This window comes from Microbacterium fluminis, assembly GCF_051549805.1.
GTDB lineage: Bacteria > Actinomycetota > Actinomycetes > Actinomycetales > Microbacteriaceae > Microbacterium.
In genome coordinates this window covers 1761362-1785421 of sequence record NZ_CP196042.1, presented here as the reverse complement: position 1 = coordinate 1785421, position 24060 = coordinate 1761362, and the positions used below count along the sequence as shown (strand labels likewise).

At 70.4% G+C, this 24060-nt stretch carries 26 protein-coding genes and 1 tRNA gene; 12 read left to right on the top strand and 15 right to left on the bottom strand.

Going from position 1 to position 24060, the window contains the following annotated elements:
- Window positions 1-63: 63 nt before the first annotated feature.
- Window positions 64-546, bottom strand: coding sequence for a CarD family transcriptional regulator (locus ACSJDX_RS08560; protein WP_141883814.1), 483 nt, complete (start codon window positions 544-546; stop codon window positions 64-66).
- Between the two features lie 144 nt (window positions 547-690).
- Here ACSJDX_RS08560 and ACSJDX_RS08555 point away from each other — a divergent pair, with 144 nt between their 5' ends.
- Window positions 691-1221, top strand: a complete 531-nt coding sequence (locus ACSJDX_RS08555) for a DNA modification methylase (RefSeq protein ID WP_438352265.1) — start codon at window positions 691-693, stop codon at window positions 1219-1221.
- 49 nt (window positions 1222-1270) lie between these two features.
- Here ACSJDX_RS08555 and ACSJDX_RS08550 read toward each other — a convergent pair whose 3' ends face one another.
- Window positions 1271-1954, bottom strand: a complete 684-nt coding sequence (locus ACSJDX_RS08550) for a response regulator (protein ID WP_438352264.1) — start codon at window positions 1952-1954, stop codon at window positions 1271-1273.
- Window positions 1951-3225 carry a sensor histidine kinase gene (locus ACSJDX_RS08545; protein ID WP_438352263.1) on the bottom strand — a complete coding sequence of 425 codons (1275 nt, stop codon included), beginning with the start codon at window positions 3223-3225 and terminating at the stop codon, window positions 1951-1953. Before ACSJDX_RS08545 ends, ACSJDX_RS08550 begins: the two co-directional genes overlap by 4 nt.
- A gap of 193 nt (window positions 3226-3418) precedes the next feature.
- On the opposite strand from ACSJDX_RS08545, the gene phoU reads away from it, so the two are divergent.
- Complete coding sequence (gene phoU / locus ACSJDX_RS08540; RefSeq protein WP_438352262.1) at window positions 3419-4090, top strand: phosphate signaling complex protein PhoU; 672 nt, start codon at window positions 3419-3421, stop codon at window positions 4088-4090.
- Window positions 4091-4168: 78 nt separating this feature from the next.
- Here the strand turns inward: phoU and ACSJDX_RS08535 are convergent, their stop codons facing one another.
- Entirely contained in the window at window positions 4169-4918 is a 750-nt protein-coding gene (locus ACSJDX_RS08535) for a phosphoglyceromutase (RefSeq protein WP_438352261.1), read from the bottom strand.
- Window positions 4919-4985: 67 nt separating this feature from the next.
- Between ACSJDX_RS08535 and ACSJDX_RS08530 the strand changes: the two genes are divergently transcribed.
- Entirely contained in the window at window positions 4986-5837 is an 852-nt protein-coding gene (locus ACSJDX_RS08530; RefSeq protein ID WP_438352260.1) for a class I SAM-dependent methyltransferase, read from the top strand.
- 10 nt (window positions 5838-5847) lie between these two features.
- Here the strand turns inward: ACSJDX_RS08530 and ACSJDX_RS08525 are convergent, their stop codons facing one another.
- The 4 genes from ACSJDX_RS08525 to ACSJDX_RS08510 form a co-directional block, all read right to left on the bottom strand.
- The gene (locus ACSJDX_RS08525) at window positions 5848-6960 is read right to left on the bottom strand and encodes an FUSC family protein (protein ID WP_438352259.1); all 1113 of its coding nucleotides are present in this window, start codon (window positions 6958-6960) and stop codon (window positions 5848-5850) included.
- An 18-nt stretch (window positions 6961-6978) separates the two neighbouring features.
- Window positions 6979-8085, bottom strand: a complete 1107-nt coding sequence (ygfZ, locus tag ACSJDX_RS08520) for a CAF17-like 4Fe-4S cluster assembly/insertion protein YgfZ (RefSeq protein WP_438352258.1) — start codon at window positions 8083-8085, stop codon at window positions 6979-6981.
- Window positions 8085-8702, bottom strand: a complete 618-nt coding sequence (locus tag ACSJDX_RS08515; RefSeq protein ID WP_438352257.1) for an FABP family protein — start codon at window positions 8700-8702, stop codon at window positions 8085-8087. Before ACSJDX_RS08515 ends, ygfZ begins: the two co-directional genes overlap by 1 nt.
- A 146-nt stretch (window positions 8703-8848) precedes the next feature.
- Complete coding sequence (locus tag ACSJDX_RS08510; RefSeq protein WP_438352256.1) at window positions 8849-9139, bottom strand: hypothetical protein; 291 nt, start codon at window positions 9137-9139, stop codon at window positions 8849-8851.
- 107 nt (window positions 9140-9246) lie between these two features.
- Between ACSJDX_RS08510 and ACSJDX_RS08505 the strand changes: the two genes are divergently transcribed.
- From ACSJDX_RS08505 to pstB, 7 genes are all read left to right on the top strand, one after another.
- Window positions 9247-9939 carry a winged helix-turn-helix domain-containing protein gene (locus ACSJDX_RS08505; RefSeq protein ID WP_438352255.1) on the top strand — a complete coding sequence of 231 codons (693 nt, stop codon included), beginning with the start codon at window positions 9247-9249 and terminating at the stop codon, window positions 9937-9939.
- Window positions 9940-9988: 49 nt separating this feature from the next.
- Complete coding sequence (locus ACSJDX_RS08500) at window positions 9989-12163, top strand: RNA degradosome polyphosphate kinase (protein ID WP_438352254.1); 2175 nt, start codon at window positions 9989-9991, stop codon at window positions 12161-12163.
- Window positions 12160-13098: an NUDIX hydrolase gene (locus tag ACSJDX_RS08495; RefSeq protein ID WP_438352253.1), complete on the top strand. Its 939-nt coding sequence runs from the start codon at window positions 12160-12162 to the stop codon at window positions 13096-13098. Before ACSJDX_RS08500 ends, ACSJDX_RS08495 begins: the two co-directional genes overlap by 4 nt.
- A gap of 133 nt (window positions 13099-13231) precedes the next feature.
- Entirely contained in the window at window positions 13232-14365 is a 1134-nt protein-coding gene (locus ACSJDX_RS08490; protein WP_438352252.1) for a substrate-binding domain-containing protein, read from the top strand.
- Window positions 14366-14549: 184 nt separating this feature from the next.
- Window positions 14550-15563, top strand: coding sequence for a phosphate ABC transporter permease subunit PstC (gene pstC / locus ACSJDX_RS08485; protein ID WP_438352251.1), 1014 nt, complete (start codon window positions 14550-14552; stop codon window positions 15561-15563).
- Complete coding sequence (pstA, locus tag ACSJDX_RS08480) at window positions 15560-16657, top strand: phosphate ABC transporter permease PstA (protein WP_438352250.1); 1098 nt, start codon at window positions 15560-15562, stop codon at window positions 16655-16657. The genes pstC and pstA overlap by 4 nt, the downstream gene beginning before the upstream one ends.
- A gap of 17 nt (window positions 16658-16674) precedes the next feature.
- Window positions 16675-17454, top strand: coding sequence for a phosphate ABC transporter ATP-binding protein PstB (gene pstB / locus ACSJDX_RS08475; protein ID WP_438352249.1), 780 nt, complete (start codon window positions 16675-16677; stop codon window positions 17452-17454).
- A gap of 68 nt (window positions 17455-17522) precedes the next feature.
- Here the strand turns inward: pstB and ACSJDX_RS08470 are convergent, their stop codons facing one another.
- The 6 genes from ACSJDX_RS08470 to sigK form a co-directional block, all read right to left on the bottom strand.
- Window positions 17523-18407: an aminotransferase class IV gene (locus ACSJDX_RS08470; protein ID WP_438352248.1), complete on the bottom strand. Its 885-nt coding sequence runs from the start codon at window positions 18405-18407 to the stop codon at window positions 17523-17525.
- Between the two features lie 180 nt (window positions 18408-18587).
- The gene (locus ACSJDX_RS08465; RefSeq protein ID WP_438352247.1) at window positions 18588-19226 is read right to left on the bottom strand and encodes a DNA-directed RNA polymerase subunit beta; all 639 of its coding nucleotides are present in this window, start codon (window positions 19224-19226) and stop codon (window positions 18588-18590) included.
- Window positions 19227-19276: 50 nt separating this feature from the next.
- Complete coding sequence (locus ACSJDX_RS08460) at window positions 19277-19687, bottom strand: VOC family protein (RefSeq protein ID WP_438352246.1); 411 nt, start codon at window positions 19685-19687, stop codon at window positions 19277-19279.
- Between the two features lie 64 nt (window positions 19688-19751).
- Window positions 19752-20099, bottom strand: a complete 348-nt coding sequence (locus ACSJDX_RS08455; protein ID WP_438354956.1) for a helix-turn-helix transcriptional regulator — start codon at window positions 20097-20099, stop codon at window positions 19752-19754.
- 97 nt (window positions 20100-20196) lie between these two features.
- On the bottom strand, window positions 20197-21072 hold the full coding sequence (locus ACSJDX_RS08450; protein ID WP_438352245.1) for an anti-sigma factor: 876 nt from the start codon (window positions 21070-21072) through the stop codon (window positions 20197-20199).
- Complete coding sequence (gene sigK, locus ACSJDX_RS08445; RefSeq protein ID WP_438352244.1) at window positions 21069-21659, bottom strand: ECF RNA polymerase sigma factor SigK; 591 nt, start codon at window positions 21657-21659, stop codon at window positions 21069-21071. Before sigK ends, ACSJDX_RS08450 begins: the two co-directional genes overlap by 4 nt.
- A 185-nt stretch (window positions 21660-21844) precedes the next feature.
- Between sigK and ACSJDX_RS08440 the strand changes: the two genes are divergently transcribed.
- Entirely contained in the window at window positions 21845-22507 is a 663-nt protein-coding gene (locus tag ACSJDX_RS08440) for a fasciclin domain-containing protein (RefSeq protein WP_438352243.1), read from the top strand.
- Window positions 22508-22680: 173 nt separating this feature from the next.
- Window positions 22681-22753, top strand: a tRNA-Lys gene (locus tag ACSJDX_RS08435).
- Between the two features lie 113 nt (window positions 22754-22866).
- Here ACSJDX_RS08435 and ACSJDX_RS08430 read toward each other — a convergent pair.
- Complete coding sequence (locus ACSJDX_RS08430; protein ID WP_438352242.1) at window positions 22867-24027, bottom strand: M23 family metallopeptidase; 1161 nt, start codon at window positions 24025-24027, stop codon at window positions 22867-22869.
- Window positions 24028-24060: the final 33 nt, after the last annotated feature.

Genomic DNA, 24060 nt, shown 5'->3' with positions numbered 1-24060 from the left:
GACCGCGGCGGAACCCTGCACCGCGTCGCCCCGATGTCGGTGCGACATCACCGCACGGGGCGATCAGCTCGCGAGGACCTCGTCGAGCACCACGCCGGCCTGCTCCTCGTCGGTCTTCTCGGCGAGGGCGAGCTCGGAGATGAGGATCTGCCGCGCCTTCGCGAGCATGCGCTTCTCGCCGGCGGAGAGGCCGCGGTCCTGATCGCGGCGCCACAGGTCGCGTACGACCTCGCTGACCTTGATCACATCGCCGGAGGCGAGCTTCTCGAGGTTGGCCTTGTAGCGGCGAGACCAGTTGGTGGGCTCTTCGGTGAACGGCGCGCGCAGCACCTCGAACACCCGCTCGAGGCCCTCCTTGCCGATCACGTCGCGAACGCCGACCAGGTCGACGTTGTCGGCCGGAACCTCGATGGTCAGATCGCCCTGCGTGACGCGGAGTTTGAGATAGACCTTCTCCTCGCCCTTGATGACGCGGGTCTTCACTTCCGCGATCGTGGCCGCCCCGTGGTGGGGGTAGACGACCGTCTCGCCAACCTCAAAAAGCATGCAGTTATGTCCTTTCGGCAACGTCAAGCATACCACAGGCGACATGCGCTAAGGTTCGCCGAGCAGGGCCCCGGACGTCCCGCGGCGGCGCCAGCGAACCCCATAGAATACGAGGACAGCCGTCTCGATCGTTCTGGAGGATCCGTGAAATCGCGCCTCATCGCGTCCGTCGCCCTGGGTGCCGCCGTCGTCCTCGGCGCGACCGGTTGCAGCATGATCTCCCCGCAGGCCACCACCATCCCCTACGCGCCGTCCGACGGCATCAACGTCAACGGGACCGGACCGCTCAAGCTGCGCAACGTGCTCATCGTGGCGACCGCCGACGGTTCGGCCGGGAACCTCGTCGGAGCGATCGTCAACGAATCGTCCTCGGCCCAGACGCTGACGATCGACATCCGCAACGGCGCGATCACCGACTCCGTCCGCGTGCCGGCCAACGGCACGGTCAGCCTCGGCACCGCCGACACCGACCCGCTCCTGCTCGAGGGCCTCGACGCCAAGCCGGGCAGCGACATCGCGGTCTACTTCTCCGCGGGAGACCAGGGGAACCTGGCCACCGTGCCGATCCTCGACGGCAAGCTCGACTACCTCACGAACCTGGTGCCCACGCCGCGCCCGACGACATCGGCCACGCCGGCGGCATCCGCCACGCCCACTCCGACCACGACCCCCTGACGAGGCCGCCGCGACGGCACCCTCGGGGCGCCGTCGCGACTCCTGTCGGTCAGGCCTCGAAGCGGTAGCCGAGCCCGCGCACGGTCACCAGCATCGTGGGGTCGCTCGGGTTCTCCTCGATGCGCGAGCGGATCCGCTTGATGTGCACGTCGAGGGTCTTCGTGTCGCCGAAGTAGTCGGTGCCCCACACGCGGTCGATGAGCTGCCCTCGCGTGAGCACGCGACCGGCGTTGCGCATGAGCACCTCGAGCAGCTCGAACTCCTTCAGCGGCATGCCGATCTCGCGCCCGTCGACGGCCACGGTGTGGCGATCGATGTCGACGGTGACGCGGCCGCCGGAGAGCACCCGCTCATCGAGGTCGCTGTCGATCTGCACGAGGCGGCGCAGCACGGCGCGCATGCGGGCGAGCAGCTCGCGCGCCGAATACGGCTTCGTGACGTAGTCGTCGGCGCCGAGCTCCAGCCCCACGACGATGTCGACTTCGGAGTCCTTCGCGGTGAGCATGATGATCGGCACCGCCGACGAGGCCCTGATCTGGCGGCACACCTCCGTGCCGGGCATCCCGGGCAGCATCAGGTCGAGCAGCACGATGTCGGCGCCGCGCTCGCGGAAGGCGCTCAGCGCACTGGGCCCGTCCTCGGCGATCTCGGCCTCGTAGCCCTCTCGGCGCAGCAGGTAGGCGAGCGGATCGGCCAGATCCGGCTCGTCCTCGACGATCAGGACGCGGGTCATGCGGTGTCTCCATTCGAAGAGCGGGTGCGGAAGGTTTCGGGGACGGATGCGGCGCCGGCAGGCGTCGCCGACGCGGCGGCGGCGGAACCGCTCGACGACGACTTCTTCTTGCGCTCGCGCTTCTTCTTGCGCTCCGTCGGGTCGACCGGAGCGTCCACGAGCGGAAGCCGGATGGTGAAGGTGGACCCCCGGCCGGGGCGCGACCACAGCTTCACCTCGCCGCCGTGGCGCTGCACGGCGTACTTCACGATCGACAGGCCGAGACCGGTGCCGCCGGTGCGGCGCGAACGCGCCTGATCGGCGCGGTAGAAGCGCTCGAAGATTCGCTGCTGGTCCGCCTCCGAGATGCCGATGCCGCGATCGGTGACGGCGATCTCGACGACGTCCGCGACGCCGCGCACCCCGACACCCACCGACGAGCCGCGCGGCGAGTAGGCGATCGCGTTGGCCAGCAGGTTTCCGACGGCCTCGCTCAGCACCTGCGCGTCGCCGCGCACGTACAGCCGGCGGTCGCCGCCGCGCAGCACCTCGACGCCGGCCGAATCGGCCTGCAGCAGGTGCGCGTCGATGGCCGAGGCGACGACCTCGTCGACCGGCACCTCGCGATCGTCGTTCAGCTCGTCGGCGGCCTGCAGCCGGGACAGGCTCATGATGCGCGAGGTGAGCCCGGCCAGCCGGGTCGCCTCCGCGCTCAGGCGCGAGGCGAAGTTGCGCACCTGATCGGGGTCGTCGGCGGCGGAGATGATGGCCTCGGCGAGGAGGCTCACCGCGCCCACCGGCGTCTTCAGCTCGTGGCTGGTGTTGGCCACGAAGTCCCGGCGCATCTCCTCCACGCGTTCGCGCTCGGTGATGTCGCGGAACACCAGGAGGATGAGTCGCTCGGAGATCTTCGTGGCGCGGGCGGCCACGAGCCGAGGCTCGACCGGCGGCGTGCCCCGGCGCAGCCGCAGCGTCTCGGTGGCCGATCCGCGCGCCTCCCGGGCGCTGCGGGCGAGCGCCCTCAGCTCGTCGCTGCGGATCACCTCGCCCTCCTGCATCCCGAACGGCGTGGCCTGGGGCGAGGCGGCGAGGACCGTGGTGGAGCCGTCGATCACGATGGCGGCGTCGTCGAGCCCGCGCAGCACCTGACGCACCCCGTCGGGGATGTCGGCGGACGCCGCCAGCCTCTGCCGATCCCGTGCGCGCAGCGCGATCACGACGATCGCGGACACCCCTCCGCCGAAGATCACGCCGATCGCGAGCGCGAGAAGCGCCAACGGCGTCGAGTCCATGCGACTTAGCGTAGACGGCCGCGGGGAGCACCCCTCCCGTGCGCGTCTCAGACCCCACGCGGCGACGGTACTATTCACCGCGGGGGCACCAACCGTTAACCTCGGCTGGCGAGAATCGCTAACCGGCGGCGTTCGTCGCCACGAGGGACGTCATCCGTCCCACCACCCGCCCCGTGAACCAGGAGGTGCTGCGATGCGCGAAGTTTTCCACCAGTCGCTCGAAGATGTGCAGGCGCGACTCGTCGAGATCGCCGAGCTCGTCACGGTCGCGATCGACAAGGCCACCCGCGCGTTCGGCTCCAGTGACGTCGCGCTGGCCGAAGAGGTCATCGACGCCGACGCCGTCATCGACGACAAGGCGATCGCCCTCGACGAACTGGCCATCGAGATCCTCGCCCGTCAGCAGCCGGTCGCCCGCGACCTGCGCATCGTAGTCACCGCGCTGCGCGTGAGCGCCTCGCTCGAGCGCATGGGCGACATCGCCGAGCACATCGCCCAGCTGACCCGCATGCGGTTCCCGGAGCGGGCCATCCCCAAGGGCCTGAAGGGCACCTTCACCCGCATGGGCGAGCTCGACGTGGAGGTCGCCCGCACCCTCACCGAGCTGCTGCGCAGCGAAGACCTCGACCTCGCCGAGCTGATCCGCAACTCCGACGACGCGATCGACGAGCTGCACATCAGCGTGTTCGAGAAGGTGCTCAGCGACAGCTGGCAGGGCGAGGCGTCCGCCACCGTCGATGCGACGCTGGCCAGCCGCTACCTCGAGCGCTTCGGCGACCACGCCGTGTCGATCTCGAAGAAGGTCGTCTACCTCGCCACGGGCGACTGGGCGGGCAACGACGACGAAGAGGCCGCGGTCGTCTGACGCTTCGCGTCCACCGCAACAGAAGAGCGGATGCCTCGGGGGGAGGCATCCGCTCTTCTTCGTACGCGTGAGGCGCGACTACTTCTTGCCCTGTGCGGCGACCGCGGCGGCGCCGGCGGCGGCGGCCTCGGGGTCGAGGTACTCCCCCGGGCCGAGGGGGACGAGGTTCTCGTCGAGGCGGTAGACCAGCGGGATGCCGGTGGGGATGTTCAGCTCGGCGATGTCGGCGTCGCTGATGCCGTCGAGGTGCTTGACGAGGCCGCGCAGCGAGTTGCCGTGCGCGGTGACGAGCACCGTCTTGCCCGCCTGCAGGTCGGGCACGATGTCGCTGTGCCAATAGGGCAGCATGCGGTCGATCACGAGCTTGAGCGACTCGGTGTCGGGCACCTCGCCGTCGATGCCGGCGTAGCGCGGGTCGCCGATCTGGCTGTACTGGTCGTCCGCGGGCAGCGGCGGCGGCGGCACGTCGAACGAGCGGCGCCACAGCATGAACTGCTCGTTGCCGAACTCCTCGAGGGTCTGAGCCTTGTCCTTGCCCTGCAGCGCACCGTAGTGGCGCTCGTTGAGCCGCCACGAGCGCTTCACCGGGATCCACAGCCGGTCGGCCGCCTCGAGGGCGATGTTCGCGGTCTGGATGGCACGGCTGAGCACCGAGGTGTGCAGCACATCGGGCAGGATGCCGGCGTCGGCGAGCAGTTCGCCGCCGCGTGCGGCCTCGGCCTTGCCCTGGTCGGTCAGGCGGACGTCGACCCAGCCGGTGAACTGGTTGGTCTTGTTCCACTCGCTCTGGCCGTGACGGAGGAGGATCAGCGTGTAGGGCGCGGTCATGCTCCGATGATATCGAGAGCGGATGCCTCGCCACCGCCTGTCGGCGAGCGTCTGGGAACATGGAGTCATGCCCGCCGCCGGATCGCCCGTGGGCCGCGTCACCCGCGGCACGACGGGCACCAATCGCCTGCGGCGGATCGACCGGTGGATCGCCCGACATCCGGCCCTGCGGCGCAGCGACGACCCGCTCGTGGTCGACCTCGGCTATGGCGCGAGCGGCGTGACGGCGCTGGAGCTGCACGCGCGGCTGGTCCGCGTGCGCCCGGACGTGGAGGTGCTCGGGCTCGAGATCGAACCGGCGCGGGTCGATCGTGCACGAGCGCAGCTGGCCGCCGTGCGCGCGGGGGCGACGGCGTTCGCGCCCGACGCGCGGGTGTCGTTCGGGCTCGGGGGCTTCGAGGTGCCCACCGGCGCGCGCCGTCCGGCGGTCATCCGCGCGTTCAACGTGCTGCGGCAGTACGACGAGGCCGATGTCGCGCAGGCGTGGCGCCGCATGGCCGCGCGCATCGCCCCCGGCGGCCTCCTCGTCGAGGGCACGTGCGACGAGATCGGCCGGGTCTGCACGTGGGTCGCGATCGACGCGGACGAGGCGGATGCCGGTGGCCCCGGCCCCCTGCCGCAGACGCTCACCGTGTCGCTGCGACTGGCCGGGCTGGAGCATCCGTCGATCGCCGCGGAGCGGCTGCCCAAGGCCCTCATCCACCGCAACGTGCCGGGAGAGCCCGTGCACGCCTATCTGCGGGCCCTGGATCGTGAGTGGGAACGGGCGGCGGCGGTCGCGCCTTTCGGACCGGTCGCGCGTTGGAGCGCAGCTCTGAAGGCTCTCACCGATGCCGGGTGGCCCCTCCGGGCGCGCAGCCGCTGGCGGCTCGGCGAGGTGACCGTGCCGTGGAGCGCGGTCGCGCCCGGTGGCGGCTGAGCCCGCAGCCTCAGATGCGCGGCACGCTCCCCCGGGCCTCGGCGTCGGGCATCCCGGTCGCCGTCAGCAGGTCGACCGCGAGCGGTCGCATCGCGGCGATGAGGTTCTGGTCGCCGAGGGTGGCGTCGGGCACCATCGCGCCCGGGTCGAGCCGCCCGGCCACCGCCCGCAGCGTCTCGCGCGCGATCGGCTCCAGCGAGATGTCGTGCAGCGACTCCCCGACGAGCTGGGCGCCGCGGGCGAGCTCGCCGAGCACGTCGGCGGCGACCGGCCGGGCGACTCCGTCGTCGACGAGATACACCACCCGCCGGCCGATCACCCGGAGGTTGCGGGTCGCCAGGTCCATCGATCGGCGGATGCGCTCCTCGCGCTCCAGCTCGGAGCGCTGCCGGCGCAGGAACGGCGAGATGCGGGTGATCGCCAGGCCGGACTCCAGCGACGCGCGCCACAGGTCGACGGCGGGCTGCAGACCGCGGGCCTTCTCGAGCCCGCGCGCCGCCCGCAGCGGATCCGCCCGGCGCAGCGCCTGGCCGATGGCACCGCACGCACCGTCGAAGGCGGCGAACAGGGCCGCGCCGTCGCGTGCGGCGGCGCGGCGGGCGTCGCGCGGGATGAGCGCCGTGACCAGGAGGGCGGCGATTCCTCCGACCACGCCGTCGATCAGCCGCAGGAACGGCACCCCCGCCGGGATCACCATCACGATGAGCGACTGGATGGCCGCGGCGATCGCGAAGCTCGCCTGGTCGCTGAGGAACCGCGCCACCGCGAGGGTGAGCCCCAACGCGAGAGCGAGCTGCCACCAGCCCGAGCCCGCGACGAGGAGCAGGAGTTCCGACACCAGGATGCCCACCAGCATCCCCACCACCGTCTCCAGCACGCGCCGCGGACGCGCGTCGCGCACCAGGCCCAGACTCGACACGGTGACGGTCGCGGCCAGCAGCGGCGACGGATGCCCCAGCACCATCGACGAGAAGAGATACGCCGCCGTCGCGGCCACCACGATCTGCACGATCGCGTTCGCGGACCCGTAGACGCGCACGAGACCGCGACGCGGATCCAGCCGCGTCCGCCAGCGGGTGTCGATCACCGCCGTGTCGGTCGGCGGCTCGCGGCGTGCGGTCACGAGGCGATTCTCACGCACTCACGACGCAGGAGCACGCCGCCCGAGCCGGGGCAGACGCGGCACGTTCGCCGCGGCGCCGGCCTCGGGCGGCACCACGACCTCCTGCGCGGCGCTGATCGGTCCGTCCGGGCCGTCGACGACGAGCTCGGCGTCCACGGGCGTGGTGCGCTTGACGACGGCGAGCGCGATCGGCCCGTCCTCGTAGTGCAGCGCCGCCGAGGTGATCGTTCCGATCTCGGCCTCGCCCAGGCGCACGGTCGCACCCCGGGCGGGCAGGCGCGAGCCGCTGCCGTCGAGCTGCAGCGCCACGATCCGCCGCGGCGGGTGCCCGAGGTTGTGCACCTTCGCGACGGTCTCCTGACCGCGGTAGCAGCCCTTGTTCAGGTGCACGGCGGTGCGCAGCCAGTCCAGTTCGTGCGGGATCGCCCGTTCGTCGACCTCGGTCGCCCGCCGCGGACGCCACGCCGCGACGCGGAGCGCCTCGGCCGCCTCCAGCCCCGCGAGGGCGAGATCACCGGTGGCGGCGGCATCCGCCATCGCCGTCATCACCTCCGGCGACACGAGCGTCTCCGTCCAGTCGCGGCGGCGGCCCGGATGCGGGTCGATCGCGGCGTAGCCCCAGCCGCCCGCCGTCACCTCGGGCCACGGGTCGTGCCACACCAGCGAGGTTCCGGCGGGTGCGGAGGCCGGAAGACGGCGGGATGCCGCGGCGGTGCCGCCGACCACGGCGAACTCGTCGCTCGCATCGCGCGGAGCGACGCGCAGGCGGAACCGCATGCGGGCGAGCCAGCTCAGCAGCCCCTCGGCGTCGATCGCATCGACGATGAGCCACGTGGTCTCGCCGTCGTCGAGGACGGAGGCGGCATGCTCGACGCGCCCGTGCGGATCGAGCACGAGCATCTCGGTGCTCACACCGGGCAGCAGCCGCGCGAGCGACTGCGACGTGAGGGAGTCCAACCAGGTCAGCCGGTCCTCGCCGGGCACGGCCAGGACCCGCCGATCGCCCAGCGGTGCGACGGACGTGCCGGCCGCGAGCGCCCGCTGCTCGCCGAGCGGATTGCCGAGGTGACGCAGGCCGGTCTCGTCGACGACCGCGCCGGGGACCCGGGAGAAGACCTCGTGCATCAGTCCACCCGCGCGAGCCGTGCGGAGGCGTGCGAGCCGAGCTCCTGGCCGAGCGCGGCGATGTCCCACGCCCACAGCAGGTGACCGTCGACGAGGCCGTACATGCGCGAGGCGGCGGTGTACTGCTTGGCGCCGGCGGGGCGGGCCACGTAGTCGGTCGACAGGTCGATGCGCGGACCGCGCGCCTGGCCGAGGTAGAGCTCGCTGACGCCGTCGGAGTGGGCCAGCAGCACCTCGAGGTCGAACCCTCCCTCGACGTTGCGCAGGCCCTCGACATCGTCGGCGGTGCGCGCGACCGGCGGTTCGGTGGGCGGCAGCAGGCCGGGCCCGGCATCCTGTCCGGTCGCGGGACGCGAGAGCCGCCAGAAGCCGGTCTCGGCGACCAGTCGCGTCCGGGCGGGCTCGTCCCCCCCGTCGGCCGGCGACAGCAGCCACGCCTCCGCGGAGTAGTTGAGGTAGTCGCCGCCGTCGTGGCTGAAGCTCGCGCGGTAGGCGAACTCGCCCGTCAGGCGCGTCTCGTCGGCGGCGTAGTCGATGACCCCGGTGCCCTCCCAGACTCCGAGGAGCCACGACAGGGGGACGAGGTCGGCGGGCAGGTCGGTCGGCAGATCGAACACGACACCGCCCCGATCAGCGCTGGCCGCGGTAGAGGTTCCAGACGACGGCACCGGAGACGAACAGGATCGCAAGCGACGCGAGCGCCAGGAGTCCCACGAAGAAGAGTTCGAGTGCGACGATGTCCATGCGAAAAGCCTACCGCGCGTCAGCGGGGAACGATCGCCGCGAGGCCGAACCCCGCGCTGATGACCCCGAGGACGAGGAGCGCTCCCAGGATGCCGGCCGCGACGCGCTCGGTGAAGCCCTGCGAGCGGCCGAACCAGAGCTGGATGCCGAACGACAGCAGCAGGCATCCGCCCAGCCCCACGATCAGCCAGGCGCCTCGCCACACCGCCGGCACGGCGACGCCGACGACCACACCGATCACGGCCGCGACGACCCACACGGCGACGACGCCGCCGAAGGTGCGCTTCGGTGCGAGTTCAGAGGTGGTCACCGCTCCATCATCGCTCACCCGCTCCCGGGACGCGACCGGGGGTGCTGTCGCGCCGTCGTAAACTGTCCCCAACGGCGCGCCCGTCCGCGCCGGAAGGACGGCTCTTCTTGGCACAGCTTCTCGTTCTGAGCTCCTCCCCGGGGGGCGAGCCCGTCCTGCCTGCCCTCGAGCTGTTGAGCCACCGCGTGCGCCAGATCCCCGCCGAGCCGGCACAGCTGGTGAACGCCCCGAGCGCCGAGGTGATCTTCGTCGACGCCCGCACCGACCTCGTCGGCGCGAAGTCGCTGTGCAAGATCCTCAACACCACCGGGCTCGACGCGCCGCTGATGCTCGTCGTCACCGAGGGGGGCTTGGCCGCCGTCTCCACCGACTGGGGCGTCGACGACGTGATCCTCGTCACGGCGGGCCCCGCCGAGGTCGATGCGCGGGTGCGACTCGCGATCGGCCGGCAGAGCGCGGCGCAGACGTCCACCCGCGTGCAGACCTCCGGCATCACGATCGACGAGGCTTCCTACTCCGCGAAGGTGCACGGCAAACCGCTCGACCTCACCTACAAGGAGTTCCAGCTGCTGCACTTCCTCGCGACGCATCCCTCCCGGGTGTTCACGCGCGAGCAGCTGCTCAGCGAGGTGTGGGGCTACGACTACTTCGGCGGCACCCGCACCGTCGACGTGCACGTGCGTCGTCTGCGCGCCAAGCTCGGCGACCTCGAGCAGCTCATCGGTACCGTGCGCAACGTCGGCTACCGGTTCAACGTCTACGAGGACGACCAGCTCGCGGCGCCCTCGGCGCGCCCGTAGCCCGGTCGCCGTTCACCCGAGTGACACGCGGCCCTGCAATGATGTGGGGATGATCGACCACGACGTGCTCGACGCCGGTCTCGGCGACGCCGACGACGACGACTTCGACGAAGCGGTGGAAGCCGCCGACGCGCAGCTCCCCGAGAACCGGTACCTCGATCGGGAGATCAGCTGGCTCTCGTTCAACCGGCGCGTGCTGGAGCTGGCCGAGGACCCGACGCTCCCCCTCATCGAGCGCGCGAACTTCCTGGCGATCTTCGCCAGCAACCTCGACGAGTTCTTCATGGTGCGCGTCGCGGGTCTCAAGCGCCGCATCAACACCGGACTCGCGGTTCCGACGAACGTCGGACGCGCTCCGCAGGACGTCCTGGCCGACATCTCCGCCGACGCGCACCGGCTGCAGATGCGACACGCGGATGCCTGGACCACCCTCGTGCGTCCGGCCCTGGCCGACGCGGGCATCGAGGTGTCGTCGTGGGGCGAGCTGTCCGCCCCGGAGCAGGAGCGGCTGTCGGAGTACTTCCAGGCGCAGGTGTTCCCGGTGCTCATGCCGCTGGCCGTCGACCCCGCGCATCCGTTCCCCTATATCTCCGGACTCTCGCTGAACCTGGCGATCCGCATCCGCAACGCCCGCACCGGTCGCCAAGAGTTCGCCCGCCTCAAAGTGCCGCCGATGCTGCCGCGGCTGGTCGAGGTGCCCCACGACCCCGATACCGACACCATCCGATACCTCCCCCTCGAGGACCTGATCTCCAACCACCTGGGCGATCTGTTCCCGGGCATGGAGATCCTCGACCACCACACGTTCCGCCTGACGCGCAACGAGGACGTGGCCATCGAGGAGGACGAGACCGAGAACCTCATCCAGGCGCTCGAGGCCGAGCTGCTGCGCCGCCGGTTCGGGCCGCCCATCCGGCTCGAGGTCACCGACGACATGGACGACGTGACCCTCGACCTGCTGATCAGCGAGCTGTCGATCACGGCGCAGGAGGTCTACCGGCTTCCCGGACTGCTCGATCTGCGCGGTCTGTTCGAGCTCGGCCGCATCGACCGCCCCGAGCTGAAGTACCCGCGCCACGTGCCGAAGACGGCGGTGCCGTTCCAGCCGCCGGAGCAGAACGGCCGCGCCGACGTGTTCGCGGCGATCCGCAGCGCGGACGTGCTCGTGCATCACCCGTACGAGTCTTTCGCCACGAGCGTGCAGGCGTTCCTGGAGCAGGCCGCCCGCGACCCGCACGTGCTGGCCATCAAGCAGACGCTGTACCGCACCTCCGGCGACAGCCCGATCGTGCAGGCCCTCATCGACGCCGCCGAGTCGGGCAAGCAGGTGCTCGCCCTCGTCGAGGTGAAGGCGCGCTTCGACGAGGCGGCCAACATCGTCTGGGCCCGCAAGCTCGAGAAGGCCGGCGTGCACGTCGTCTACGGACTCGTCGGATTGAAGACGCACTGCAAGCTGGCGCTCGTCATCCGCGAGGAGGACGGCGTGCTGCGCCACTACAGCCACGTCGGCACGGGCAACTACAACCCCAAGACGAGCCGCATCTACGAGGACTTCGGGCTGTTCACCGTCGACGACCAGGTCGGCCGCGACCTCACCCGCCTGTTCAACGAGCTGTCCGGCTACGCGATCGAGAAGAAGTTCAAGCGGCTCCTGGTCGCCCCCCTGCACCTGCGCAAGGGCCTGCTGCGGGCGATCGACGACGAGCGTCGACACGCGCTGGCCGGCAGGCCGGCGCGCATCCGCATCAAGGTCAACTCGATGGTCGACGAGCAGATCATCGACGCGCTGTACCGGGCGAGCCAGGCCGGTGTGCGGGTGCAGGTGTGGGTGCGCGGCATCTGCTCGCTCAAGCCCGGCATCCCGGGGATGAGCGAGAACATCACCGTGCGCAGCATCCTGGGTCGCTATCTCGAGCACTCGCGCATCTTCGCGTTCGACGACGACGGCGATCCGCACGTCTACATCGGCAGTGCCGACATGATGCACCGCAACCTCGACCGCCGCGTCGAGGCGCTCGTGCGCGTCGTCGCGCCCGCCCACGTCAAGGAGCTCACCGACCTGTTCGACCTCGCCATGGCCGAAACGACCAGCTCGTGGTGGCTCGGCTCGGACGGCGAGTGGACCCGGCACAGCACCGGCGAGGACGGCGCACCGCTGATCGACCTGCAGGAGCGCACCATGGCCACCGTCCAGCGGCGCCGTCGCGCGCGGGCGGTGCGATGACCGAGACCGCGGTCTACGCCGCCGGAGGGGTCGTCTGGCGTGTCGTGGAGGGCAAGCTGATGGTGCTCGCGATCCATCGCACCGCCTATGCCGACGTGACCCTGCCCAAGGGCAAGGTCGACCCCGGCGAGACGCTCGCCGAGACGGCGGTGCGCGAGATCTTCGAGGAGACAGGGATCCGGGTGCGCCTCGGCATCCCGGTCGGCATCTCCCGCTATCGCACCCCCAGCCGTCGACAGAAGATCGTGCACTACTGGGCCGCGCACGCCACCGACGACGCGATCCGCGCCTCGGCGTTCGTGCCCAACCGCGAGATCGCCGCGCTGGAATGGATCACGCCGAAGAAGGCGCTCACCCACCTCAGCTACCCCGTCGACGTGGAGATCATCGAGAACTTCCTGCGGTTCGTCGACGACGGGATCCTCGAGACCTTCCCGATCGTCGTGCTGCGGCACGCGAAGGCGACGGCGAGGGAGAACTGGAAGGGTGCGGATGCCGCGCGCCCCCTGACCGATCGCGGCGCCCGCGAGGCTCAGGCCGTCGTGGGTCCGCTGTCGGCGTTCGGCGTGCGCAAGATCATCTCCAGCGACGCCGTGCGGTGCGTGAGCACGGTCACCCCCCTGGCCGCGGCGCTCGGCCGCCGGATCACGCAGACCGCGCTGCTCAGCCAGGACGCGTGGGAGGCGGGCGAATCCGACGCCCGCGCCGTCGTGGGCAAGCGCGTGCGCTCGGGCAAGCCCGCGGTGCTGTGCAGCCACGGACCGGTGCTGCCCGACATCCTGCACGAGCTCGCGCTCGCCACCGGCACCCTCCGCGGGTCGTATCTCGGCAGCGCCTCGGCGCTGGAGACGGGCTCATTCTCGGTGGTGCATCTGTCGTCGACGAATCCCGGCTCGGGCATCGTGGCCATCGAAACCCACGATCCCAAGCCCTGACGCACACGTGAGGCGCACAGCGGCCGTTCACCTCTCGTTCACCTTCACTGCGCACGCGCTTAAGAGTCCCTGTCTACCTTCGAGGCGAGCCCTGCACCGGGCTTCATACCCCGAACTGTGAAGGATTCACCCTGTGAAGATCTCCCGCATCGCCACTCTCGGCGCTGTCGCAGCCGTCGCGGCGCTCACGCTCGCCGGCTGCGCCGGCGGCAGCACCGGTGGCAGCACCACCGCGCCGTCCGGCTCCGCCTCCTCCGGCTCCGCGGCCGTGGACTACAAGGTCGACGCCAGCCTGACCGGCACGATCACCGCCGGTGGCTCCAGCGCCCAGGCCAACGCGCAGGCCGCATGGACCAGCGCCTACAACGCCCAGGTCAAGGGCGTGACCGTCAACTACGACAAGTCGCAGGGCTCCGGCGGCGGCGTCACCAACTTCCTCAGCGGTGCATACGACTTCGCCGGCTCCGACTCGCCCCTGAAGGCCGACCAGACCACCCAGTCGGCGGCGCTGTGCACCGAGGGCGGCCTGAACATCCCCGTCTACCTCGACGGCGTCGCGATCATCTTCAACATCCCCGGCGTGACCGACCTCAAGCTCTCGGGCTCGACGATCGCGAAGATCTTCAACCTGCAGATCACCGACTGGTCCGACCCGGCCATCACCAAGGACAACGGCACCGCCCTCGCGGCCGGCGCCATCACGACGGTCGCGCGCTCGGACGGCTCGGGCACCACGCAGAACCTGACCAACTACTTCGCCGCCACGCAGGCCGCGGACTGGCCCTACCCGGCCGCCAACTCGTGGCCGGTCACCGGCAACGTCTCGGCGCAGAAGGGCGGCTCGGGCGTGGTCAACACGGTCAAGTCCGGCACCGGCACCATCGGCTACGCCGACCACTCGGCCATCGGCGACCTGGCCTCGGTCGCGATCATCCAGAGCGGCAAGGCGCTGAAGTTCTCGCCCGCCGCCGTCACGGCGACCTTCGAGGCCGCTGCGGTCGACGCGTCCAACGGCATCAAGGGCGACCTGTCGAAGAAGTTCGACTACACCAAGCTGACCGCCGACACCTACCCGATCCCGCTGGCGTCGTACGCGATCCTGTGCTCGACGTTCAAGGACGCCGCGCAGGCCAAGCTCGCGAAGGACTACCTGTCGTTCGTGACCAGCACCGCCGGCCAGGCCGTCGCGGCCAAGAACGCCGGCTCGGCGCCGCTTCCGGACTCGGTCCTGAAGGCCGCGCAGACGACGCTCGCAGCCATCAAGTAACACCTGCTGAATCCCCGTCCGCCCCGTCCGAGCACGTCTCGGGCGGGGCGGGCTGGGCCGGACCTCCGAACCCGCATCGGATGCCCGGCCGAGCCCGAACCCCGGGACGACATCTGAACCCGAAACATCATCTCCCCCGCCGAACGAGGAGCTCCCGTGCCGATGCGCCACCCGCAGGAATGCGATGACTGACACGACCGCCGCCCCGAGAACCGGCGGGCCCACGCGCGGTCGCGCCAAGCGCCGTGCCGGTGACACCACCTTCCTCGGCCTGTCCACGACCGCCGCCGTCTCGATCCTCGTGATCCTGGCGGGTGTCGCCATCTTCCTGATCATCCAGGGCATGCCGGCGATCACCGCCAACTGGACCGAGAACCCCTCGCTCAACGTCATCCAGAACCCGGCCCAGGTGCCGTGGGGAAGCTTCTGGGAGTACGTCGCACCGCTGCTGTGGGGCAGCATCTGGTCGGCGTTCATCGCGATGATCCTGGGGGCGCCCGTCGCCATCGGCATCGCGCTGTTCATCTCGCACTACGCGCCGCGCCGCATCGCCGGCGCGCTGGGCTACGTCGTCGACCTGCTCGCCGCCGTGCCGTCGATCGTGTTCGGCCTCTGGGGCATCATGGTCATCCGCCCCCTCCTGCTGCCGCTGTCGCACTTCCTCAACGACTACCTCGGCTGGATCCCGCTGTTCGAGGGCCCGGTCTCCTCGACGGGCTCGACGATGCTCGCCGGCGGTCTGGTGCTCGCGGTCATGATCCTTCCGATCGTCACCTCGATCACCCGTGAGATCTTCCTGCAGACGCCGCGTCTGCACGAGGAGGCGGCGCTCGCGCTCGGCGCCACCCGGTGGGAGATGATCCGCCTCTCAGTGCTGCCGTACGCCCGCAGCGGCATGGTGTCCGCCACGCTGCTGGGCCTCGGCCGTGCCCTCGGCGAGACGATGGCCATCGCGCTCATCATCTCCCCCTCGCTGATCTTCTCCGTCAAGCTGCTCACCGACGGCTACAACTCGCAGACCATCGCCGCCAACATCGCCCTGAACTTCCCGATCTCCGACGAGATGCAGCGCTCCGCCCTGGTGGGCACCGGCCTCATGCTCTTCGTGATCTCGTTCGGAGTGAACATGCTCGCCCGCTACCTGGTGGCCGCCTCGGGCCCGAAGGCCGACAAGCGTTCGAAGGGGAAGAAGGCGTGAGCGCCCAGACCACCTCCGCCAAGCCCTCCCCGCCGGTCACCCTGACCAGCGGCCAGCTGCCCCGGTGGATCGAGCCGGTCGCGCTCGTCGCCGTCGCGGCCGTCATCGCCGCCGTGCTGCTCCTGCTGGCGCGCGACCTCAACATCGGCGTGTGGCTGTTCCTCACCGCGATCGCCTACCTGGTCGTGATCGGCGTGGGATCGTCGATCGTCGAGAACCGGCGCAAGGCCACCGACCGCGTCGTGCGGGGACTCGTGATCTGCGCGTTCGTGCTCGCGGTCATCCCGCTGGTCTCGACCCTGGTGACCGTGGTCGTCCAGGGTGCCGCCGTGCTCGACTGGAGCTTCATCTTCAGCGTCGGCGGCAACCAGTTCAACCAGGACACCCTCGAGGTCACCAACACCCCGGGCGCCTGGCAGGCCGTCGTCGGAACGCTCATCATCACCGGCATCGCCACCGTCATCTCGGTGCCGATCGGCATCCTGACGGCGATCTACCTCGTCGAGTACGCGCAGCCGAACAACCCGCTGCGCCGCGCGATCACCTTCCTCGTGGACGTGATGACCGGCATCCCCTCGATCGTCGCGGGTCTGTTCGCGTTCTCGCTGTTCAGCCTCATCGTCGGTCCGAAGGCGTTCAGCGGGTTCTCGGCGGCGATCGCCCTGTGCGTGCTGATGATCCCGATCGTGGTGCGCTCCACGGAGGAGATGCTGCGCCTGGTGCCCAGTGAGCTGCGCGAGGCCTCGTTCGCACTCGGCGTGCCGCGTGCGCAGACCATCATCCGCGTGGTGCTGCGCACCGCCGCGAGCGGCATCGTCACGGGCGTGGTGCTCGCGATCGCCCGCATCGTCGGCGAGACCGCGCCGATCTTCATCGCGGCCAGCTTCACCGACGCCCTGAACACCAACCCGTTCTCCGACCCGATGCAGACGCTCGCGGTCATGGCGTACACGAACTACAGCTTCCCCGGAACGGACATCTCCGCCAGCCAGGCGCAGGCCTGGGGCGCGGCGCTCCTCCTGGTGATCCTCGTCGTGATCTTCAATCTCATCGCCCGCATCGTCGCGACCGTGTTCGCGCCGAAGAGCCGCTAGCAAGGAAGGCACCGCGCGTGTCCAAGAGCATCGAAGTCAACAACCTCAACGTCTACTACGGCAACTTCCTGGCGGTCGAAGGCGTGTCCATGGACATCGCCCCGCGCTCGGTGACGGCGTTCATCGGCCCCTCCGGCTGCGGCAAGTCGACCTTCCTGCGCACGCTCAACCGCATGCACGAGGTCATCCCCAACGCTCACGTCGAGGGCGAGGTGCTCATCGACGGCGACAACCTGTACGGTCCGGGCGTGGACCCGGTGCTCGTGCGCCGTCAGGTGGGCATGGTCTTCCAGCGGCCGAACCCGTTCCCGACGATGTCGATCAAGGAGAACGTGCTGGCCGGGGTACGCCTCAACAACAAGCGCATCTCCAAGTCCGACGCCGACGCGCTGGTGGAGCGTTCGCTGCAGGGCGCGAACCTGTGGAACGAGGTCAAGGACCGCCTCGACAAGCCGGGAGCCGGCCTCTCCGGCGGTCAGCAGCAGCGTCTGTGCATCGCCCGCGCCATCGCGGTGTCGCCGCAGGTGCTGCTCATGGACGAGCCCTGCTCGGCCCTCGACCCGATCTCGACGTACGCGATCGAGGAGCTGATCGGCGAGCTGAAGAGCGAGTACACGATCGTGATCGTGACCCACAACATGCAGCAGGCCTCGCGCGTGTCCGACAAGACGGCGTTCTTCAACATCGCCGGCACCGGCAAGCCCGGCAAGCTCATCGAGTACAACGACACCGCGTCGATCTTCACGTCGCCGTCCGTGCAGGCCACCGAGGACTACGTCTCGGGGCGCTTCGGATGATCTGAGTCACTCGCACGGATGAGGAGAGCGGATGCTGCGGCATCCGCTCTCCTCATCGTTTCGGCCGTTCAGTCGCGGGGGCCGAGGAGGTACTCGTTCATCCGGCGCGTGAGGTCGGCGTCGACGGGGATCGCGGCGCCGTCGACGGAGACGACGGGGGCGGCCAGCCGCACGCTGGAGACCAGCCACGCGGCATCCGCCCGAGGGAGTGCCGAGGCGGGCACGTCGCGGTACTCCGTCACCAGACCCTGCGCATCGAGCCAGGCGAACGCGCTCATCTGCGTCGTCCCGCGGAGGATCGAGCCCGTGGGGGCGGGCGTGACGAACAGGTCGCCGATCCGCAGGATCACCGACGCGGTCGGCGCCTCGAACAGCATGCCGTCGCTGGAGACGAAGACGGCGTCGTCGGCGCCACGGCGCTTCGCCTCGCGGATGGCCGCCATGTTGACCGCGTACGAGAGGGTCTTGGCGCCCAGCAGCAGCCACGGCGCCCGCGCGGCGGCGGCGCTGTCGATGCCGCGATCGAGCGTGACCACCCGCACGCCGTCGACGCGCACTCGCGAGTTGTCGGCGGCGGGAGCGGCGGTCACCCACGCCGTCGGGGCGGGCCCGTGCTCGACGCCGCGGCTGAGGATGAGCTTGATGACCGCCTCCCCCGCTCCGCAGCGGTCTGCGGCGAGGGCGATCGCCTCGCGCCACTGCGCGAGGTGCGGGACGGGCAGGTCGCAGATCGCGGCAGAGTGGGCGAGCCGCTCGAGATGCGGCTCGACCTCCTGCGCGTGACCGTCGACGACGCCGATCGACTCGAAGATGCCGTCGCCGCGCTGCGTGCTCAGCTCGCCCACGCTCAACGCAGGAGCGGCCGGATCGACCTCGGTGAACGTGTCGGCGAACGACGTGCGGGGATCGTCGGATGCCGCGGGGTCGAGCATCACTGCGAAGTGCCAGGCCATGGCACCGAGCCTAGGTCCCGCACGCCGGGAATGCCCCGCGGGTGCGTTCGGTTACTATTGATCAGCCGGGCCGCAGTAACCCCGGGCTCCATCTTCTGCCGCTGTGAGCGGCCTTGCGCCGAGAGGCGTTCTGCGGCCCGGCACCATCATGTCCGGGCGCGTGTGAGGCGAGTGCCGGGCTCAGGACAGCGCGTCGCGTCGCCAGAGGCTCGCGCACGCCGTCAGATCCGCCGCGTACGTCGCGAGCCGGAGCGCCCGTGTCGTGAGGGCGGAGGCGCGGTCGGATTCGGTCGCCTCGTAGTCGTCGGCGACGTGGCTCGCCCCGGCCGCCTGCACGCGCGCGAAGGCCGCCGCCCGCTCCAGCGCGATCGCGAAGTCGCCCTGGAAGACCCCTCGCAGGATCGTGTCGATCAGCGCGACGAGCTCGTCGGGGCTCGCCGGTGTGGGCGCGCCCGCCACGAGAGGGTCCACCGAGTCGATCTCCACGCGACCCCGCTCGTACAGCAGAGCGGCCGTCTGCGGATCGTCGTGGATCATCAGCTGCAGGAGGTACAGCCGCCACAGCGCCCCCGGGAGCGTGCGGGCCGGTGACCGCGACCACAGCTCGGCGATGTCGTCGATCCCGTGCGCGTCGGTGAACGACACCAAGCGCTCCACGACGCCGTCGGAGGGCTCTTCGCGCACCCGTGCGACGAGGGCGCGCGCCGTGCTGTGCGCGACCCGCGAGATCTCGGCGGGGTCGTCGTCGGCGAAGAGGCGGTCGAAGAGCTCCGCCGGCCGACGCACCGGCTTGTGGAAGTCCCGGGATCCGTCGCTCATGCTCCCAGGCTACCCGCGACGACTTTCGCGCAGGCCGTCCGCCGGGGGTCTCAGCCGGCCTGGTTGATGCGCACGAGGTTGCCGGCCGGGTCGCGGAACGCGCAGTCCCGAGGCCCCCAGGACTGCTCGATCGGCTCCTGCATCACCTCGGCGCCGGAGGTGCGCAGCCGCTCGAATGTGGCGTCGAGGTCGTCGGTGTAGAACACGTACGGACCGGGGCCGACGCCCTTCACCACAAGCCGCTCCAGCGCGTCGCCGTCGTCCGGCGAGCGACCGGCGCCCGGGTCGGAGAGCACGACCGCGAGGCCCGGCTGACCCGAGAACCCGAAGCTCACCCAGCGGTGACCGTCGTAGCCCACGTCGTTGACCACCTCGAGTCCGAGACCGTCGCGATAGAAGGGGATCGCCGCCTCGACGTCGTCGACGGTGATGGGGCAGTAGGCGAGAGAGATGTTCGGCATGCCCTCACGCTACGACGACCGCCGCGCGGCGCGCTTCTCGAATCCTGCTCGGTTCGGCCACCGCTCAGGCGTAGCGCGTGGGCCGCGTGAGGATCATCGCCACGCACGCCGGCATCGCCTCGTCGACGTCGTGCTCCCGCGCGCGGTAGGCGCTCGGGGTCTCCCCCGTGATCTCGGTGAACGACGAGCTGAACGAGCCGAGGGATGTCGCCCCCACGGCGATGCAGGCATCCGTCACCGTCGTCCCGGCGCGCAGCAGAGCCATCGCCCGCTCGATCCGCCGCGTCATCAGATAGGCGTAAGGCGTCTCACCGTAGGCCGCTTTGAACTCGCGGGAGAAATGCGCGGGCGACATCAGCGCCTTCGCCGCCATCGTGGGCACGTCGAGAGGCAGTGCGTAATCGCGGTCCATCAGATCGCGCGCGCGGCGCAGGTGCACGAGAGACGCCGACGAGGGGGACGAGGATGCCACACCGCCACGCTACCGGGAGCGCCGGACGACGACCGGCTCAGGCGGTGGGGATGCGTACGATCGGCGTCGTCGTCGGCTGTCCGTCGGGCGAGCCGCCGGCGGCCTCGACGGTGACGGCGATGACGTCCCCGGCGTGCATGTCGCCGGTGAGCTCCGCGGAGGCGTGCCCCCGGGAGTCCGTGGTGAAGACCCCCGCCGACACGGCCGAGCCGTTGCGGAGGAACCACATCTCGTAGGCCTGGTCGGAGGCGACGACGGGCAGACCGTCGGTGACGAGGACGGCCTTGCCCAGCGACGGCGACCAGTGCGCGGTGGCCGCTCCGCCGTTGTCGAGGGCGACTTTGGCGGTCTGCGCGTCGGAGGCGGACGTGATCTGGTCGAGCGCGACGATCTCCACGGGGCGGTTGAGCTGCTGCCCGACGATGACGGCTCCGAAGCCGAGGCCGAGGAGCAGCACGAACGAGGCGGCGAGGGCGAAGAGACCTCGCGTCCAGTTGCGGCGGGTGATCGCCTGCACGGCGGTGGTGTCGAGCGGCGGCTCTCCGGAGGCATCCGTCGCCGGCGGATCTGCGGGGATGAGGGTGAGCGCGTCGGGAGGCAGGACGGCTGCGACCGACGCCGGAATCTCGGGGAGCGGAGGCGGGGGCACCTGCGCGACGGGAGTCGTCGAGTCGGCCGTGTCGCCCTGCGGGAGCGCGGCGATGCGGCCGAGCAGTTCGGAGCGCAGCGTGAGCGGCGGCGAGACCTCGGCGACGCCTCCTGCCAGCGACGCAGCGGCAGCCTCGTCGTCGTCGACGATCGCGGACCATTCGGGATGCACCGCGAGCGCATCGCGGTACAGCGCCTCGTCGTCGGGCGACAGCGCGTTCAGCGCATGGCCGGCCGCCAGTTCGGCGAAGTCCTTCTCGTTCACGTCGTCACCCCCATCTCTGTCCTCAGGCGCGACAGTCCGTCGCGCATTCTCGTCTTGATCGTCCCCAGTGGAGCGCCCACCAGCGCCGCGATCTCGCTCTGGCTGTACCCCCCGAAATACGCGAGCGTGATGGCTTCACGCTGCGCTTCCGGAAGCACGCCCAGAGCCTTGGCGACGCGTCGTCCTTCGATCTTCAGTTCCACCTGCTCGGCGACGCTGTCGTGTGCGACGTCGAGATCTCGGAATCCGGCACGGACGTCCCGATCACTCGACGCCTGCGACGATCGCACGCGATCGACGGCCCGACGATGAGCGATCGTGAGTATCCACGACCTTCCTTGGCCTCTGTTCGGAGCGAACTTGGCTGCGGATTGCCAGATCTCGAGGAAGACCTCCTGCAGCACCTCTTCGCTCTGCGACCGATCCACCAGAACGCGCAGGATGAGGCCGAACACGCGCGGGGAGAGCAGGTCGTACAGGCGGGCGAACGCGTTCTGATCGCCACCGGCGACGCGCACGAGCAGTTCGCCCGCGTGGTCCACGGACGCGCTTCCGTCATCCGGAACGTCCAGACCATCGATCACCACTCCCCCAGCATGCCCTATAGAGGGGTTTCCGACCGTTCAGCACGGCGCTCTTGACATCGATCGCGGGAATGTCCCATCCGTTCGCGGAAGGGTTCCGAACAGCATTCGTACCCGCTGAACGAGCGGGTAACCCCCGCACCGGGGTCCTATCCACGCCGATCCAGACGGGTCGCACAGGAGGAATCATGTCACGCACCACACGCCTCACCGCGGGGCTCTCGCTCGCCTTCGCGGCCGTCCTCGCGCTCAGCGCCTGCAGCATGGGCAGCACCTCTGCCGGCGGCTCGAGCAGCGCCCCCACCACGGCTCCGACGCAGAGCAGCGCCCCCGCCATGTCCGCCGACCCCGCCGCCGACCTCGTGGGTCCGGGCTGCGCCGACTACGCCAAGGCCGTCCCGTCGGGCGCCGGCTCCGTCGCCGGCATGTCCGCCGACCCGGTCGCGGTCGCGGCATCCAACAATCCGCTCCTCACCACCCTGGTCGCTGCGGTGAGCGGCAAGCTCAACCCGCAGGTCGACCTCGTCAGCACGCTGAACGGCAGCGAGTTCACCGTCTTCGCTCCCGTCGACACCGCGTTCGCCAAGATCCCGGCCGCGACGATCGACACCCTGAAGACCGACTCGGCCACGCTGCAGAAGATCCTCACGTACCACGTGGTGCCCGGTCAGATCGCTCCGGACAAGATCGCCGGCATGCACAAGACCGTCGAGGGCGGCTCGCTCGAGGTCACCGGCAGCGGCAACAGCCTGATGGTCAACGGCTCCGCTGCTGTGATCTGCGGTGGAGTCCACACCGCCAACGCCACCGTGTACCTCATCGACACGGTGCTGATGCCCCCGGCTCAGTGAGCCGGAACGTGTTGCGGCACCGGGGGGCTGCCCGCAATACGTGAGTGAAAGCGACCGCCGATGTCTCGAAAGAGGCACCGGCGGTCGCTTCTTTCGTGTGCGTGGCAGTGCGAGAGCCACGCAGGAGCGCACGAAAAGCGGATGCCTCCTCCCCCGGTAGGCTGGATGGACAGGGGCCTCTAGCTCAGTCGGTAGAGCATCGGACTTTTAATCCGCGGGTCGTGGGTTCGAGCCCCACGGGGCCCACTCGCGTCGAAAGGCGGCGCGGAGCGTCGCGTCTCGACGCGAATGCGCTCTCGTGTCGTCGAGAACCCGCCATCTCGAGCAGAGCTTCGAGCCCCACGGGGCCCACCCCGACATCACTTCGCTGTGAAGACGTCTCCGGTCAACAGTCCGGTCGCGCGCAGCGGACCGGCGTTCTTCGGGTCGATCGTGCACGCGGCGAGGCTCGCGATGCACGCGTCGAACGAGGCATCCGTCGGCACCGTCCCGAGCAGCTGCACCTGGTCGAATACGAACGGCAGACCGTTCGAAGCGAGCGGCAGCGGCGAGTCCATGACGTGGAAGTGCAGATGCGGCGAGTCGGAGTTGCCCGAGTTGCCGAGCCTGCCGAGCACATCGCCGCGCGTGAGCTGCCTGCCCACGGTCAGTCCGAGCGGGTTGCCCGGCTGCAGGTGGGCGTAGAACGCGTAGCGACCGCCGCCGATCGACTGCACGACGTAGTTGCCGCCGTACTCGTCCAGCGTGAGGCCGGTCGGGTTGGCGCCGGGCTTCTGCTCCGGCCGGTCGCTCGTCATCGCCACGACGGGCCCGTCGGCGACCGCATGGATGTCGGCGCCCTCGTACGGATAGCTGGCGAGATCGTCGACCGGTCCGGTCGCGATACGCCCGTCGGCGGTGAGCTGCACGGCGTCGATCGCGAACCGCTCCGGGGCGAAGATGCGCCCGTTGATGGGGTTGAGCGCGAGCCGGTGCGGCGTCATCCCGCAGCAGCCGTTCCCGTCGAACCAGCGCTCGCCCCGCAGCGGCGAGCTGATCACCACCGGATCCTCGGTCGACACTCCGACGTCGCCCACGGTCTCGGTCATGGGCGACGAGAACACCGGCTCGACGGCACGCGTCGCGGTGAGCGTGATCGCGTGGCTGAGACGCCCCGGCACCCGCGCGCCGGCGAGGATCGCGACATCCAGGACCACGGTGCCCTGCTGTCCCGGACCGAGCGTGCGCGTCGGCCCGGTGCCCGAGCGCACCACCATCCGCGCGGTGAGGTCGTCGCCGGCCAGCGTGAGTACGGCGTCGGAACCGGAGCGCACCTCCAGCACGTCGAGCGTCACGTCCTGCGACAGGGCGTTGGTGACGACGAGCTCGTACGCCAGGTGGGTGGCGCCGTCGGTGGATGCCACGGGCACGGGCGGAGCGAGCACGGAGGCGAGGATCGGGGTGAACTGCTCCCCGGCCCCGGCCGTGGGCGTCGGCGACGCGGTCGGTGCGGCGGTGCCCGACGAGGACGGTGCGGGCACGGGGAAGAACGAGCAGGCGCTGAGGGTCAGCGC